Origin of the sequence: Legionella gresilensis (genome assembly GCF_900639865.1) — a bacterium.
In the GTDB taxonomy this organism is placed as follows: Bacteria; Pseudomonadota; Gammaproteobacteria; order Legionellales; family Legionellaceae; genus Legionella_C; species Legionella_C gresilensis.
On record NZ_CAAAHX010000004.1, the window covers coordinates 301,281 to 318,052 of the forward strand.

Here is a 16,772-nt window from a genome sequence, read left to right on the forward strand (position 1 = left end):
TATAAGTAAAAAAGCTTTAAAGTTGAGCCTTCGTGTATTGGAAGGCTCTTAATCTCACTGTTTTAAAGAATTAGAATAAACCCTTAAAAATTAAACTTTTTAAAATTCTATAAAATGTTAAAAATAAAATTAACTTTTGATGAGCAAGAAGTGAATTCTACAGCTGAGGAAATTGGCAAGAATTTAAGAAAATTTAATGAATCAAGAATAGGCCCTTTTGATTTTAAGCCCTTTACACTTTATTTTACTGATAAAAATGATCAAATTATTGCTGGTATCAAAGGTGAGATCTTTGAGCAAGTGTGCATGGTACAAATGGCCTGGGTTACAGAAAAAGAGCGCCATAAAGGTCTAGGCCACAAATTATTTAAAAAATTAGAAGAAGTCGCTTGCAATTATAATTGCGAATTTATACAACTTGATACAGCTCAGTTTCAAGCAAAACCATTTTATGAAAAGCTAGGCTACAGTACCGTTGCAACACTACCGAGAAATTTTAAGGGCTATACAACCTATATAATGAGGAAATATTTAAAAACTTCCTAAGGCACAAAGAAATCTAATTTAAAACTAAATAGATAGTGACCAAAGTTCAATATCAATTAAGCTAAACTTAAAGGATAAGTTTTATTGAGTTTAATCTTATGGTGTCAGATACCGATGTACTTATCGTAGGTGCCGGGCCAACTGGTTTAATGTTAGCTTTAGAATTAGCACGGCAAAAAATTAATTTTCGGATTATTGATAAAAAAGCACAAACATCTCAAATAATTAAAGCAACAGCCCTTTCTTCAATAGCTCTCGAGGGATTTGATGATTTTGGTTACGCCTCTCCTTTTATCCATGTTGGTAATGCAACGCAGGCTCTCGTTATTTATGCAGAAGGTCAACGAGTTGTTCATGCCCCTTGGCTAGGCATTGAATCGAAGTATCCAAATTATTTTTTAATAGGCCAGAACTATATTGAAAAATTTCAAGAAGAGCTTTTAAATCAGTTAGGTAGCCAAGTTGAATGGCAAGTAGAATTAAAAGACTTTATGGATGTAGGTGAGTATGTTCAAGCGAATCTAGAGGGTAAGCAAAAGGAAGTTATCAATTGCCGTTATCTTATTGGTTGTGATGGTGCCCATAGCTTAGTACAAGACCGAGCTAAGTTTACTATTAATAAAGGTAAAAAATACCCTTCCCATTATATTGTGGCTGATGTGAGCGTTCAAGGTGATTTAAATCCTAAGCATTGGTATCTTTTTTTTGCAAATAAAGGCTTTGCATCCTTAGGTTGCTTGCCCGATAACCGCTGGGGAGTACTAATCTCACTACCTAAATCAGATGTTTATGAACAAGGTCAACAACCTACCCTTAGTGAATTACAAAATTATTTCGATGTGCTGTCTCCTATCTCCACAAAGTTTTCAGAGCCACGATGGATATCCCATTTTCATACCTATTTAAAATTAATTAATAATCGTAGAAAAGGGCGAATTATTTTATGTGGCGATGCAGCTCATCAAGTTAGCCCTTTGACTTCTTTAGGTATGAATTCAGGTCTATTGGATGCTCGAAATTTAGGTTGGAAACTTGCTTTGCAATGTCAAGGAGTCGCAGCTGATAGATTGCTTGATAGTTATAGTGAGGAACAAAGGCAAACCATAATATCAGCAAAGTTACTTTCAAATTTAAATGAAAAATCATTTGGAATGACTGGATTTATCTCCAGAGAATATCGTGATCATGTTACTAAGTTGATGATGCAAATAGAGCCTGTAAAACGCTACTTTGGTGGCTTATTATCCCAGTCTAATATACATATAACTAGAAGTTCGATTATTGATACTTATGTAAACTCACCTATTCGTTGGTTACGAACTCGTTATCAAGTTAAAAATAGTGCTTGTCTACAAAACTCAGTTAACTTTAAGGGCCTAAAGTCAGGTGAAAGAGCCCCCGATGTTTATGCAGCAACGCTTAATAAAGGTGGTACAACACAGTGGCTATTTGAGAATCGGCTAGCTGGAAAACATAGTTTATTTATATTTTTATCCAACAATGATCTTAAAGATGAAATGTTACAAGCTATTGATACTATCATCCATAATATTCACCAACATTATAATGTATGGATAAATCTCTATTTAATTATAAGTAAAAATTATGAGTTGTCAGTTCAGTGGAAGACAGGGATCATTTTTGATGAGGAGGATAGAATCCATAAACGCTATGGCGCAATTAGTGAATGCCTTTATTTAATTCGACCTGATCGATTTGTTGGTTTTCGCAGTATGCCACCTTGTTGGAATAGGCTTGAAGTTTATTTAAAAAGAATTTTCAAGTTGAAATAAGGGTATTTTACTTGTATTTCTCAAATAAAACGTTATTTTATAACTAGGAGATAATTACTTAGGAAGAGTATGCCCACTAGTAAGCCTACCCAGTCGAACCCAATTGCGATTATTGGAAGTCTTTTTTTAGCAATTATTATTGATCAAATGGGTATTACATTTGTATTTCCTATTTTAACGCCTTTATTCATGGAGCCTACCAGCAACCTTATTTCTACAGGAATGGATAAGGGTACGCGCGATGTTCTTTTTGGCTTATGCCTTGCGTTATATCCTCTTTTTATGTTTTTTGGGGCTCCTTTATTAGGTGCACTTTCAGATCAATTAGGTAGAAAAGCAACACTTCTTCTTTGCTTGCTGGGATCAGCTGCAAGTTTTGTTTTATCAGCCGTTGCTATTAATATCGGAAGTCTTACATTACTTTTGTTTAGTAGGGCAAGTGCTGGCTTTTTTAGTGGCAGCCAATATATTGCGCAAGCAGCTATTGCTGATATTAGTCCTGAAGATAAAAAAGCTGTTAATCTAAGTTATATTATTGTTGCAATAAGTATTGGCATGATTTTTGGCCCCCTAGTAGGTGGCTATCTTTCTGACCCTAGTTTTTTTAAAGATTTAACTTATGCTACTCCTTTTGAAGCAGCAGCTTTACTTGCTTTTATTAATGCCTTGATTCTTTGGTTAATTTTTCCTGAAACATTTAAACGAACAACGCCAGTTAAATTCAATTTATTTGAAGGTTTTACACTATTAAAGGAAGCTTTTACAAACGTTAAAATTCGTCTGCTTTCATTTTTGCTTTTCTTTTTTATGTTTGGATGGACACTCTATTTTCAATCTATTTCTTGGTTTCTTTTTCAGCAATTTAAATTTACGCCAAATAAAATTGGCCTATTCATAGCTTATTTAGGTATCGCTTTTGCTCTTGCTTTGATGGTTATTTTAAAAGTATTAATAAAATACATTAAAAAACCCTCATACATAATCTTACTTTGCCTGAGCCTTAATGTGATTGCTTTATTACTAGCGCTTTTAATCCCTTACGAGGCAATCCAATGGATTTCAGGACCATTTATAATTGGCTCTATGGCTATTACTTATACATTAGTATTGGCACTTTTTTCAAATGCAGTTGGTGATGATAAGCAAGGTTGGATCATGGGGGTTTCTGGTGCATTTGTTGCCATTGCATGGACTTTGGCAGGTTTACTGGCAGGCCCGTTTGGCTATATTAATATTCATTTACCTTTTTTAATCAGTACTCTATTAGTAATTGCTGCGCTGATTCTGACTTTTCTACTGCAAAGAGGTAGCCCTGAATCAGTTAATTAATATTATCAAAAGACTGATTCAGATTAGTTGCTTAGTAGTTTAACGCTAAATTTAGTAGGTAACCTTCTTCATAAGAATAATGTGCAAATTTGTACCATTAAACCGCTAACATAAAATAATATGACTAATGTTGTGATCTATTTATTGCAAAAATTACAATTAAATTTTAGCCCGCTAAAAAATTAATTTATTTTTAAGCATTGAAAAGATCAATATTAAACTAGTACTCATCTCTAAATTATTTTTAATCTCCATAATTTAACCGTAAGCCTTTGATAATAAACGCATTTAATTGGTTAATTTAAATACAATTAATTATGTTAAATATAAAAATAAAAAAAATCTTGAACTTTTATTTGCCATAGTGTTAGCTATATTGGCCTTACGGCTTAAGTAAAATGCAATTAATTCAGCACTGGAAGAAACTTATGTTTAAAACATTCACTTCGATATATATGAATCCAGCTTCTAAAAAAGTACCTAGTTTTTTTAATCGGAATCTGTCTACAACCCGCTATGCAAAACCTCATAGCTCCTCCTATTTAGCGCAGCAACTTGCAGAATTAAAGGCAAGGAATATAAAGGCTGAAATTACGACTCTAAAAAAGGGAACAACACTTACTGGGTTAGATATGCATTTTGATGAGCATCTTTTACTGGATGCCTACCCGCTCTATAAGAAGGAAACGCTTAATAAATTATCCCCACAGGAAAAAGGATTTTTTCAGACGATGGGTAAGGATTTTTATTCTAGATTTGCTAGCTTTACCTTGAAAGAAGATGTTCAGTGCTTAAAAACAAAGACCCCTGATACGAATTCGCCTTTTTTCTATATTCATCGCGATGTTACCAAGCTCGGTAAGGCGGAAAAGATAGATAATATTATATCTTCAGAAAATAATACCGCTAAGCCAAATTTTTAAGTTTTTTCTTTAATAAAATTTTTTATATTATAAATATGGGTAAAATTACCCATATTAATTTTGGCCAAGATTAATTAAAATCGCGACTTGATTGAAAATAAACCAATTAAGAGGTTTTCAAGAATTAGTGATGAAATTTTATAATAATCTTGAGTCATTCTTATTCGCTTATGAGCTCGGTTCATTCTCTAAGGCAGGTAAGAAGTTAAATATTACACAAGCTGCTGTGTCAACTCAAATAAAGAATTTGGAAATTTATTTAGGTAAGACACTTTTTATACGTGAAGGTAAATATATTAAACCTACGTTTGCTGCTAAAAAGTTAGCTGTTTTAGTTTCTGAGCCTTTTTATAAATTAAGAGGTGCTATCGATAGCTTTTCGAAATATACCAACACGCGGGAAGGTATAATAAAAATAGGTTGCATTAATGAATTTGCTCAAAAGATTTTAACGCCTAAAATTGGTATTTGTCTTGAGCATGAAATTAAACTTAGAGTAAATTATATCAATAACAATCAGGAAGTAATTGATGCATTGCAAGATAATTTAATAGACTTTGGTATTACCTCAGTGAAATTCGATTATCCCAATCTGAAATTTATTAAATTATTTGATGATGAATTAATTTTTGTTGGAACTGAGCGCTGGAAGAATTACTTAGATCAAACGAATCTGGCTGCATTTGTTTCTAGCCTTCATTCATTGCGTTGGCTTGCTTATAATAATGATTTGCCATTTATCAAAAAATACATTGACTCTATATTAGATACAGTACAATTTATTGAACCTTATCTTACTTTTACTGATTTTAATGTGTTAGTTGATTTAGTTGCTCGTGGATACGGGGTAGCATGTTTGCCAAAAGCGTATGTCCAGCCTTATATCGACAATCAATCGGTTATTCAAATGCATTTTCCTAAAAATCCACCTCGATATACTGTGTATTTGGTATATAAAGCGGGTAGTTTGCTAAATAAACGAATGAAGTTTTTCAAAGAGCTTTCAGATAAGATGTCTGTAAAGAATTTAATAGGCGTATACTAGGGCACTTCAATACTACGAAGAAGTAGCGTTTTAGGAAATCTTTATCTAATTAATAACCAGAAGCTAATTTTAGAATAAGCTGGTTTTTTGATTTACAATCATATTTTTCGCGTAAATTTTCAAAGTGTCTCTCTACGGTACGTCTTGAAATACCAAGGAGAGAGGCTGTCTCATCCGAGGTTTTCCCACGTATATGCCACCATAGTACTTCTTTCTCTCTTAGCGTTAAATGTGTGTTGTGTGGAAAGCTTTTTTTATTAAAAGGGATTGCGAGGGAAATCGATTCCTTAATAAAGGCGGTACTCATGCGTTGCATAAACTCAAGGTGATTCGAAATTGAAAGTTTAGGTAAAAGTGGGCGAAGTGGAGCTAATTGGCTATCAAAATAGTTATTAAACTTAGATAATGTATCAAGATTGTTTAAATAGATATGATTTATATCTGGATTATCTAAGGACGCATCAAAGCAGTAGAATTTTAATACTTTATCCTTACTATTAAGGATTTCTAGCACACGAAATGAGTGACCGAAATTAAAATCCTGCAATAATTTATATGTATCCTTACAATATTCTTGATCCTTTTGTGAATAAGTATCTAGAAGATAAAAGCCTTTTTTGGGATAAGATTTTAAAATATTTAGAGGTTTATTCTTAATAATGCCTTGTAAAATACATTGACGTAAGTATTCATCATGACTGTCTAACCAAAAAAAATTACCCGTTTCATCCGCTTCAATGTAACTAAAATGATTAATTCCTATTTCTTTAAATAATACGGCGCATGTGTTTTTTACAAAATTAGTGTAATTAAGCAGGCGCAAGGGTTCATTTTCTAAGTTGATATGCATTTTTAAATAAAATAATTAAAAGCAAATTAAACATATTGATTAAATATATTACATTAAATGAATATAATATTCAATATTTCTGCGCTACCTGGCCGGTAATTCTTTAATTACGTTATCTATTAACAATTTTTTTAAGGATATAAATAAATTTAGGGGTAAAGAAATTTTTCGTTAATGTCAAATTGTTACTCTTCCTGTTAATAACAAGAGCAATTATAGCAATAAAGTTAATAAAAATTAAAGCAGGAAATAATAATGAGAACATTAACGACCATAATAAGTAAAAGTAAGAAAATAGTGGGGGCTAGGGATAATGCATCAGAAAAAGCTAAATGGCATTTAGGTTCATTACCTAGTATGCCAAGGATAAGTAGAAATAAGAGCAGTAATCAGAATAATAAGCTGTTATCTCAACGGTTATTTACAAGTAAAGAGGGAATAGGTAAAGGCAATACATTTGGGTCAAATTTAGAACAACAGCAAACAATTAAAAGAGATGATTTAAAAGGACCGTGGAAAATGAAGGTAGAACAATTTAAGCCTAATTTATCCATATCAGCATCAATTAGCTTTTTTAGCTCACTGAAAGAAGTGGAAGTTAAAAGTAAAATTGAAACTAAGGCAGAGCAAATACAGCCCCAAGTAAAAGCATTATGTCTTTTCGGTGGGGCAGCAACGTTAGCAGCGATTTGGGAAGTTTTAATGGTACAGCCTTATAAATTAAAAGGTACAGAAGTTGTAATAGTCAGCTCGCCGATGTGGATTGAAGGCATTAATGAGCAGCTCTGGGCAAATCAACCTTGGGGTCAACCAAAGCGTTATTTGCCAAAAGCAATGCGCTATGTTGCAGGAGAGCTTTTTCCAGATCATGGTGAAGATAAACCGTTAACCTTTAAAATGGTTAAGGATGTTGTAATCAAATTACGTGAATTACTTAAAGAAGCAGGCGTTAAGATTATTGAAGAGGAAGTTGAAGCGATTAAAGAAAGCAAAGATGGTTTAACTATAACGAAAAATGGTACAGAGCAGGTAATTATCCCCCACCATGACTACCATGTTATTCATAGTGGAAAGAAATTAATTGAAATACCAGGAATTAAATTACAGCATTTTGGTAATGCTTATAAAAAATCAGCAGAGGAATTAGCCCAGAGCCCAATGGCCATAGTGGCTTCTGGCTTAAATGCAATATGGGCAACTCGAGATTTTAAAGGTAAAACGAACCTTATTTATATAATACCTAAAGGTGATCGAATACTGCCAATGGACCATTTCGATTGTGTTTTACGATTAGAAGAAGCAGAGTTTTTTACAACGGATGATGAAGATAGAATAATAATCCGCGGCTTATGTATAAAAAATAATAAAGTAATGACGTGGGATGTCCATAAAGATGTCATTTATTCAGCTAAGGGGTTTGAGCTGTCTGATGTGGTTGAGGTTAATGAAACCAAAATTACCATAGTAGATACGGCAGCAAAACCACATGATTTATATAGTTTATATGATTTAAAAGGTGAAAAGCGTTTACATACAAATGATATGAGGGGTACTTTAGTTCCACCGGGAAACCTTGCTAGTAATTGTCGAAGCATCTTAAGTGCTGTAGGTAAAGTAATGAATGATAACAGTGATCTCATCTTGGGAGATGGCCAAGCAATTACTTCATTTGAGGCTTGGAAAGAGGCAACTTTTAATAAAGCCAAAAAACAAGGTGTGTCTGTTCATGAAGATTTTTATAAGCTGGTTTTTAACCAAATAAAATCTGTGACGACCCATTTTTTGCCTCATGATGACCAGTTATGGGAAGTGATGAAGCGTCTCTTTAATAAAGGAATATTGGTTGATGGCTTATTAAAGCCTATAAAACAACCGGTGGCAGTTAATTGCAATGGAGAGCCAATTTCTCTGACTCAGTTTGAAATTATATTTAGAAAACCTGTTCAGCTTGTAGTAGTCAATAAATCAGAGAAGCCCAAAGAAACTGAGTGTGAGGGAATAGATTTTAAGATGTAATAATAATAAACAGGGATTTGGAGCGAACTTAATAAATTTGTAAAAATAAAAAGAATAAAGTTTAGTAAAATCCAAAAGGAAATCGTTAATAAAAATAAAACAATAAAAATAAGTAATAAAAATAAACTAACTAATAAGAAAAAAAGATAGGGATGTGTTTTACTAAAGTAGAATTTTAGAGCTTCAAGTGTGCTTATTTAACTAATAACAATAATTAATGGTTAAATAAAAATTGCAACAAAAATAAAGCAAGGATGTGTTTAATAGGTTAAATTTATATGCCTATTTATAGACTCTTTAAACGAAAAAAGAAGAAAAACTAATAAAAACAATAAAGTCTAAACTGTCAAAGATAAGAATAAAACAAGGAAGTTATCTCTTTTTTTTAATTCAAAGCGATTATTTAGCTAAAATATTACAGCTTGAATACATAATTTAAGCTTGTTAACATTCACTTAAGTGGTAATAAAATCTTTATCAATGTCTTTAAAAATCGATTTAAACCATCCAATTTTTTTACTAAAAAATAAAGTCTACGAAATTAGTAAAAATTTTTTAAATATATTTGGTTTTAATTATTTTCAATACTTACGTTGCTTTGCTGATGGCTCTATAAATTGCCTAGTGACAGATACAAACTTATTTGAATATTTTCAGAAAATTGACAACGAGCCTGTTGTTTTTTCATCTTTTGGTGATGAACATACGAAATCCCATTCCTATTGGTTTTTTTGGGATGAAGAGTTACCTAGCATGCCGGTGCAAATTGCTCGAGAAAAATATAATTTCCATAATGGTATTACCTTAGTGAAGCGTAATAAAAATTATTACGATATGATTGCTGTTGCGCTTCCCTACGAGCACCCAAATCCTGGCTCATTTTATCTCAATAAATTTAAAGCGATAGAACAATTTATTTTTGACTTTGAATTACAAAATAAAGAATTAATAACGTTACTAAATAAAAATCCTTTAAAACTTCCTAGTGCCTATCGCGATGTAAATTATAAAGATATCTGCTTGCATCAAGATAGAATCATAGTAGAAGGAAAAACTAAATCGACTTACATCACTACCCAAGAATTAACCTGTTTAAGGTTATGGTTGCAAGGGGCAACACATAAACAGATTGCCAGGTGTCTCGATCTTTCGCATCGAACCGTTGAGACTTATTTGGTGAGAATTAAACAAAGGACAGAATTTTCTTCCTGGTCTGAAATAGAACGTATGTTGTATTCTTGTTCTGCTGTTTAGAATATTTGCTAGGTGTAGGTATTTATAACGGACAGACAAAATAATTTTACCTATTAAACTCTACGAGAAATAAAATTAATTTTGGAGAGTTTGATGAAATTAGCTAAACCTGCACAACATTTATTTGAACAATTTTGTGATGGTTATGAAAAGCGTGATCTATCTTTTACACTAAGCCTTTTTACGAAAGAAGCTAATGTTTGGGGATCAGGACTTGATGAGTATCGAGTAGGATTAAAGGAAATTGAAGAACAATTAAGGAGAGATTGGAGCCAGTCAGAAAGTTCTAAAATAGAAGTTGTACGCTTTATACCCACACCTGATAATGCCTTGTGGACTGCGGCAGTTTGTAATGCCCGAATTAAAGTTGCTAATGAGAATTATTTATTTGAGCATTTACGAGGTACTTTAATCATTGAACTAGAGGATGGTGCTTGGAAAATAGCGCATATGCATGCTTCTTTTCCTGACTATAGAAATGCAGAGAATAATTCTTTCCCAATTAGTTAACTCTAATGCCTATAATGACAAAAAAGAAATAGACTATTTTGCAAAACAATATCATTCCCACGAAAGTATTTTATTTCCGCAAAACTATGCCATTCCCGCGCAGGCGGGAATCTATTTTAAAATTAACTCTAATAAACTAGATGCCGAGCTTCAGCCCGTTACCAAACTTAAATCTAATTGAGAATTTCCATTAAAATGAAGTATCCTTGAGTTTATTATTATGTCTAAACCAATAGACAACGTTAAAATTATATAGTAGTTATTTTTATGAAAAATTCAGCATCTGGTGATTGCTACTTTATTTTTGGTTTCGGTTATACCGCCAAGTTTTTAGCAAAGGATTTAATGAATCGCGGTTGTAAAGTCATTGGAACTACTCGTGATAAACAAAAACTTTTAACCCTACCTAAACAGCCAAATTATTTTCTTATTAATTATCAATTTGATGAAGTCTCAGCTTATTTAAAAGAAGCAACACATCTTCTTATAAGCATTCCTCCAGTGCCTGCAGTAGGTGATCCTGTCTTGTCTGATTTTAGTAATTTAATTAAAGATAATAGACATCATTTAAAATGGTTAGGTTATTTATCCTCTACTAGTGTTTACGGTGATCATAAAGGTGATTGGATAGATGAAGAGTCAGTCTGCTTAGCAAAAGATGCTCAAAGTACTTTAAGATTAAATGCCGAAAAAGCGTGGATGTCTTTTGCAAAGCAATATCAACTACCCCTACATATCTTTAGATTAGCGGGTATTTATGGACCAGGAAGAAATGCTATAGCTCGTATTAAAGCAGGAAAAAAATTAAGTATTTATAAAAGTGGGCAATTTTTTTCTAGAATCCATGTTTCTGATATTGTATCAGTTTTACTTGCTTCGCTAGACCATCCTAACCCTTATTCAATTTATAATGTTGCTGATGATAAGCCAATTGGCTCTCATATTGTTGATGCGTATGTTTGTAAATTATTGAAACAATCTCCTTTGCCGCTTATTAGTTATGAAGAGGCGAACCTCTCACCTTTTGAGAGGCATTTTTATGCCAATAATCGTCAAGTATCTAATAATAAAATTAAGAGCGAATTAAAAGTTAAACTTAAGTATCCAACCTATCAAGAAGGGTTAAATCAATTATTTAAAGAAGAGCGCTAAGAAGTAGATAGTTTTTGCTTTTATTTTATAGCTCGGATTCATGCCAAATCCGGCTATAATTAATATAAACTAACTATAAAAATAAAAGGATTTCTAGAAGTATTTTTAAATCTTTATTAAGGCAAAAATTATGGCAAGTCAAACACATGAAGATTTATTAAATTACGTCAAATCTAAATCTAAACGTATTGCGCTAATTTACTCACCCATTGAGCTACATGAATACATTGTTGAAATAATTGCTAAAGATACTGTTTTATTTATTCATAAAGGCAAAAAAAATCGTCATTTTCACACACTTAAAGATGCAGTTGATTGCGCTTCAGCTTATGGTGCAAAAGAATTTTATCTATGTGTAGACAATACCCATGATGAATGCGGCTCTTTGACATCAGAACAGCCCTTTGATTATATTCCACTTCATGCAGGTTATAAGCCTACTAACAATTAAATTTAAATATTAAACAAAGAGGTGGGGCGGTTGGTGAAAAATTTAAGTACGAATAAAATGTCGCAATAATTATGCTAAATCTAACTCGTTATAGAAAGTTTATAATTAGTTTATATTGATAGTTTTACATCAGCTAAGTTAAGTAGCCAATTATCTTAATTACATCGAAGTATAGTAGCCCATAGCTTAATGTAAATAATTAAGTGTGCATAAGAGACGATATTATTGTTTTACTTATTAAGGTGCACTTATAAATTTCTGATCTAATGGAGTGCTTCTCGCTTCTTGTTCAGGCCAAACACGCTTAAAGAAATTAAATGAATACTGCCGACTATCAGGCTGAACAGACTCACATGCATTAGGGCATGTGGGTACTAATAAATGCGAAAGAACAATATGACCATTCGCTGTACGCGCGTTTTTATATTTCTCTTCAGAGACATAAAATTTATGAGATTTAGGATTATCCTGCAGCCATTCCTCTTCGGTAGCAGAAAGTGTCTGGCCTTGTTGCTTTTTGGCCGTTAACGCTTTCGTTTTTTCTTTTACGAAGGCATAAATTGATGCTTTGTTATAGGGAACTAATTTATCATCTGCAAAACGTTTTCCCTGTTTATCTTTTTTAGAGCGAACGACAACAAAGTCCCGATCATGGGGAGGAATCGCTGAAAATTGTTTTTCTACATTTAGAGACCAGCCACTTAAAACGATAAGAGGATTTAAAATCAATTTTACAGAACCATGAATAAACCAATTTAACCAAGTCTTAGGATGAAGAGGATTTGCTCCTTTAGGGGGGCGGCTACGCTGTTCAATAATGGCAGTTATAGAGCGAAATGAGCGAGCATCATATAATTTAACAGGTAAATTATCTTCTGCATGTAATGTACCAGCCGTATGTGCAGCGACATTTCCGCCTAAGCACTCGCCCATAAAACCGATATTCTGTGGATCTGCGCCTAATTTAATTAAACGTTGAGCTTGGGCAAGCGCATCATCATAAAGATCCTGTTCACTTTTTATAATTCCTTTACTTAAACCTATACCGCGATAATTAAAAGCGATAACGGTGACATTTAATTCTCTAGCATATATTTGATAAAGTTTAAGCCAATCTACAAAATTATTACTTCTAGGCATCGCCGTTATAATAAATCGACGTTTAGCTATGTCATGATTCGCTGATTTTGGATTACGAACCTCTACTGAATCAAGAATAGCATTATCTGGCGTTTGTAATTTATAGAAATAAAGGTGGCTTCTATTTTGGCGAAAATCATACCCTAAACGTTGCTGTAATTTTTGATAAAATCGCTCTTGTTGTACTTCATTGAGTTGTTCGAGGCCACGAAAATGAATCTGATCAGGTTTGAACTTCGGATTATCGCCTTTAATCTTAGCTTCGACCTTGCTAACTACTTTATCTAAATAACTATCAATATACTTTTCAGCACGTGGTTTAGGAAATAGGTGAGTTACCCAACTTAATAAAACATCTAGAACTTTTACTGTAATCGTATGATTAACCAAAAAATTTCGCCAGTTTAATAACTCTCTAACTAAAATATGTTTCTTCGGTAAAATATTAATAACATCCATTTCTTCCGACGACATAAATAAGGGATCAGGGTACTTAGGATTCTGGACGATAAGTGCGTCATCTTTTTCTTCCTTCCGAAAAAGTGGATTGATGACTAGATAACTAAGTAGGCGACCCACAAGTATTTGGAAAAGGGTATAAGGGAGTTTAATTAAATGTATTAAAAATTGACCAACTTTCTCTAAAGGTTTTTTCTTCGGATTCTCTAAACGGTAAAAGCCACCGTATTTACTTTCAGATTTTTTAAGATTTACATTTAAATTTGCCATAAATAATACATTTGCATATAAAAATGCGCAGTCTATACCATTTTGTGTCTTTTGTACAAGAATTATAAAGGGATAAAAATTATGAGAATATAAGACTAATACTTACATAAAATTTTAAAAACAGTTAACTACTATTAATTGTATTTTGGCGTAGAGAGATAATTAAAATTATTTAAAAGTAGAAAAATTGATTTTTAAGGTAAAGGAATATCTTTCTGTGTGGTATTTAAATTTTCTAGTTTTATTAGTTTTAGTGCATGCTCAACTCGCTCTAATGCGTCTTGTAATAGCTTCCCTGTTTTGCCCGCTGAGGCAGGGCCAACTGCTTGTTTAACTAACTTTAAATTCTCTGTTGTTGCTTTTTCCAGCACGTCTCTACAATAAGTAAGTGTTTCAAAAATAAAGCTATCTTTTAATTTTTGCTGTAAAATTGCAATTTCACCATATTTTAACTTAATTAGTTCGTCAAAGCTTTCACCTTCAGCAGCGGTATTGAACTTAGTGCATATTATATGTTTAAACTCTTTTATTTCTCCTCTTAATCGATTAATTTTTTCAAAAATTTCGTTAATCTCTTTCATTGACTTTTCAATTTCTACCCTTGCTTCTCTTATACATTCTATTTTTTTACTATTATCTACAGTATCAATTAAACGACGAACTGATGAGTGAGCATTTTCTTTTAAATAGATTTGCATTATTTTATCAATAACTTCTATTTCATGCGCTGCAAAGAGATACTTTAAATAGGTATTATTTTGTATACCGTCAATAGAACGCGTTGGCCTTACCGCAAAGAAATGCTTACCTTCTTCGGCATGATAGTCCGTATATTGCAATTGAGTTCCAGGCGCATACAATATTTCTAATTCTTCCTTCTTAAGTGATAAAGATGTAACATTTCTACCGATTGTGTTAGATACGCTGTTTTCTCGAAAAACGACAAAAATATTAGAATTTGTCTGAAAAAAACTATTATTTTTACTAGTACTTAAGAAGCCTCGTTCGACTAAAGCATGATGTAGTTTGCATGCTTCTAATCTTTCCTTTAAATAATTTGCATTAACAGGCGAGCGTTCTTTTCTATATGTTTTGCTTACAGAATCATCATGCTCTTCAACAGTCACTGACTTTCTAGAAAGGCCATGGGCTGCTATAGCTGCGCTTAATAGTATTTTAGGAATAATTTTATTTTGCTGTTTTGCTGGGAGACTTTTTAATAACCCCACTTGACCTTTGTTGCGTAAAAATTGTTGAATAATATAATGAAATTCAGAGGAATAGGCTGTTATGGCAAGTTTTTCTCCATAGTGTAAGTGTGTCCACTCTCTTTTTGTATCCCATTTTTCATAATCTTCACGCCTAGGTACCTTATCTAAATCGTCTAACTCAATCGCAGTCTTATTCCAAGGATGCTTGTGAATATAGCTTTCATAAGCTGTTAAGTGTTCATCTGAGAATAAGATATGTTCAAAATCAGGTTCATACAGCAAGATTTGCGTAACATTAAACAGCTTACCATCGATAGTAATTTCTAGCTCCTCTAACGCATTATAAGAGCAGTTCATGGTTTTATAATTACTTAATAAAGCATGTAATAATTCTTCAAGCATTACTGTTGCATAAGTTTTAAATCGTGGTCCTTGTCTAAGTTTTTGCGTTAATTCAGTGTTTAAGATAGCAAAAATAAAGTCGGCCCCCGTATTACTTCTAAGCAGTTGATAGCCTTCTGGATAATTTTTTTTAGCGGTTAGAAAACAATCTTTTAAAGATATTTGACCATCTGCTTTTTCATACAAGGTTAATATTTGTCTTAAAAAGTCTCTTTGAGCCTTATCATTTTTAGGATTTTTACAGGCCCATAATGCTTTATCATTAGTAATATCTTCTTCAATCCGAAAAAGTAATTCCTTGATTTCATAATATTCGGGAGGAAAATTAATGATTTGTTGAGTATGGGGTTGAATATTCTCTTTCTTATAATAAAAAGGAAACTCTCTTTTAAGGTGGGTTTCACATGATTTTAATCTTACTTTAAATTGTTCTCTAGCAGTTTGACTAGCTAAAGGACTTTTTTCGCAAAATACTACCATTTCTTTGAGTATATCTTTTAAAGAATAAGCCTTATCCTTAAAAATAATTTTTGTATCTTGTTCAATGCAGGCCTCTAAATGAGCTCTATCATAAAAAAGATGAATAACTTCCCCATCAAGTAATGTTTTTTCTGTAGTGAGAAAATTTTTTATGAAATCTTCTAAAGTTGTTGTATGAAGAGAAATATTATGCGGTGGCTTAACAGTATAGGGTATATTAAGGCTACTACAAATGGCTTGAAAACCTAAAAGAGCCTGCTCTCTTATTGCTTGCGGGGTATATTTTGGCACAAAGAGTAATTCTTCACTTTTATATGCTTTTTTGAGACATATTATGGTGTCGGTAATAGAGTTAAATAATTGTGACAATGAGACTTGCCCTTCTTCCAATAAAGTTTTTTTACTATTAGTTGTAATATTGAGATGGGCTGCAGCTTGTTCAATATTGTTAATGATTTTAGTGGTGTTTTCAGTAAATTTTTTCTTTTGTTCTTGGTAAGGATGAATACCATAGTTTGGCTCATTATTGGGCAATAACTTAATAATTTCTAAGCCCTCGCTGAATCCATAAAATAAAACTGCAGCTAAACTTAAATACCCGGTGGTATTTCTAAATACACCAATAGGGCTATCGTGATCAAGTTTAGTAGTTTTAGCATGCATCGCCAAAAGAGCTAAAATAGTTTCAGGTGTCAACAACTCAGCAATTTTTTTATCAAGTAAGATCATGCGATTTAAAGCTGCGCTACCATAAAAGTGTTGATCAAAATATTTATCATTACAAATCTTCTGAATTTTCTTTATATTTAATTTTGCTTGTGCCGTGATTGTAAAATCATGCTCGCCTGAAGAAATCTTAATCAGCATTTCCGTTAATAGTGAGGATATGGTACCTGGCATGCTATTTCCTAAACGGTTAAAGAAGACTATAAAATCCAGAT

At 32.5% G+C, this 16,772-nt stretch carries 13 protein-coding genes; 10 read left to right on the top strand and 3 right to left on the bottom strand.

Annotated elements, in window-relative coordinates; translation table 11 throughout:
* The first annotated feature begins 114 nt into the window (after positions 1–114).
* The 5 genes from E1P04_RS06705 to E1P04_RS06725 all read left to right on the top strand — a co-directional run bounded on the left by E1P04_RS06705 (position 115) and on the right by E1P04_RS06725 (position 5,636).
* Positions 115–546: a GNAT family N-acetyltransferase gene (locus E1P04_RS06705; protein ID WP_131782141.1), complete on the top strand. Its 432-nt coding sequence runs from the start codon at positions 115–117 to the stop codon at positions 544–546.
* A gap of 98 nt (positions 547–644) precedes the next feature.
* Positions 645–2,339, top strand: coding sequence for an FAD-dependent monooxygenase (locus E1P04_RS06710; RefSeq protein ID WP_131782142.1), 1,695 nt, complete (start codon positions 645–647; stop codon positions 2,337–2,339).
* A 69-nt stretch (positions 2,340–2,408) separates the two neighbouring features.
* Entirely contained in the window at positions 2,409–3,668 is a 1,260-nt protein-coding gene (locus E1P04_RS06715) for an MFS transporter (protein ID WP_131782143.1), read from the top strand.
* 428 nt (positions 3,669–4,096) lie between these two features.
* On the top strand, positions 4,097–4,591 hold the full coding sequence (locus E1P04_RS06720) for a hypothetical protein (RefSeq protein ID WP_131782144.1): 495 nt from the start codon (positions 4,097–4,099) through the stop codon (positions 4,589–4,591).
* A gap of 130 nt (positions 4,592–4,721) precedes the next feature.
* Complete coding sequence (locus E1P04_RS06725; protein ID WP_131782145.1) at positions 4,722–5,636, top strand: LysR family transcriptional regulator; 915 nt, start codon at positions 4,722–4,724, stop codon at positions 5,634–5,636.
* A gap of 49 nt (positions 5,637–5,685) precedes the next feature.
* Here the strand turns inward: E1P04_RS06725 and E1P04_RS06730 are convergent, their stop codons facing one another.
* The gene (locus E1P04_RS06730) at positions 5,686–6,486 is read right to left on the bottom strand and encodes a helix-turn-helix transcriptional regulator (protein ID WP_131782146.1); all 801 of its coding nucleotides are present in this window, start codon (positions 6,484–6,486) and stop codon (positions 5,686–5,688) included.
* 255 nt (positions 6,487–6,741) lie between these two features.
* On the opposite strand from E1P04_RS06730, the gene E1P04_RS06735 reads away from it, so the two are divergent.
* From E1P04_RS06735 to E1P04_RS06760, 5 genes are all read left to right on the top strand, one after another.
* Positions 6,742–8,502 (top strand): hypothetical protein, encoded by a 1,761-nt coding sequence (locus E1P04_RS06735; RefSeq protein WP_131782147.1) that lies wholly within the window; start codon positions 6,742–6,744, stop codon positions 8,500–8,502.
* Positions 8,503–8,982: 480 nt separating this feature from the next.
* The gene (locus E1P04_RS06740; RefSeq protein ID WP_131782148.1) at positions 8,983–9,756 is read left to right on the top strand and encodes a helix-turn-helix transcriptional regulator; all 774 of its coding nucleotides are present in this window, start codon (positions 8,983–8,985) and stop codon (positions 9,754–9,756) included.
* A 93-nt stretch (positions 9,757–9,849) separates the two neighbouring features.
* Positions 9,850–10,266, top strand: a complete 417-nt coding sequence (locus E1P04_RS06745) for a nuclear transport factor 2 family protein (protein WP_131782149.1) — start codon at positions 9,850–9,852, stop codon at positions 10,264–10,266.
* Positions 10,267–10,533: 267 nt separating this feature from the next.
* Entirely contained in the window at positions 10,534–11,418 is an 885-nt protein-coding gene (locus E1P04_RS06755) for an SDR family oxidoreductase (protein ID WP_131782151.1), read from the top strand.
* Between the two features lie 130 nt (positions 11,419–11,548).
* The gene (locus tag E1P04_RS06760) at positions 11,549–11,869 is read left to right on the top strand and encodes a hypothetical protein (RefSeq protein ID WP_131782152.1); all 321 of its coding nucleotides are present in this window, start codon (positions 11,549–11,551) and stop codon (positions 11,867–11,869) included.
* A 237-nt stretch (positions 11,870–12,106) separates the two neighbouring features.
* Here E1P04_RS06760 and E1P04_RS06765 read toward each other — a convergent pair whose 3' ends face one another.
* Positions 12,107–13,738 (bottom strand): alpha/beta hydrolase family protein, encoded by a 1,632-nt coding sequence (locus E1P04_RS06765; RefSeq protein ID WP_131782153.1) that lies wholly within the window; start codon positions 13,736–13,738, stop codon positions 12,107–12,109.
* Positions 13,739–13,932: 194 nt separating this feature from the next.
* Positions 13,933–16,731 carry a hypothetical protein gene (locus E1P04_RS06770; RefSeq protein ID WP_131782154.1) on the bottom strand — a complete coding sequence of 933 codons (2,799 nt, stop codon included), beginning with the start codon at positions 16,729–16,731 and terminating at the stop codon, positions 13,933–13,935.
* Positions 16,732–16,772: the final 41 nt, after the last annotated feature.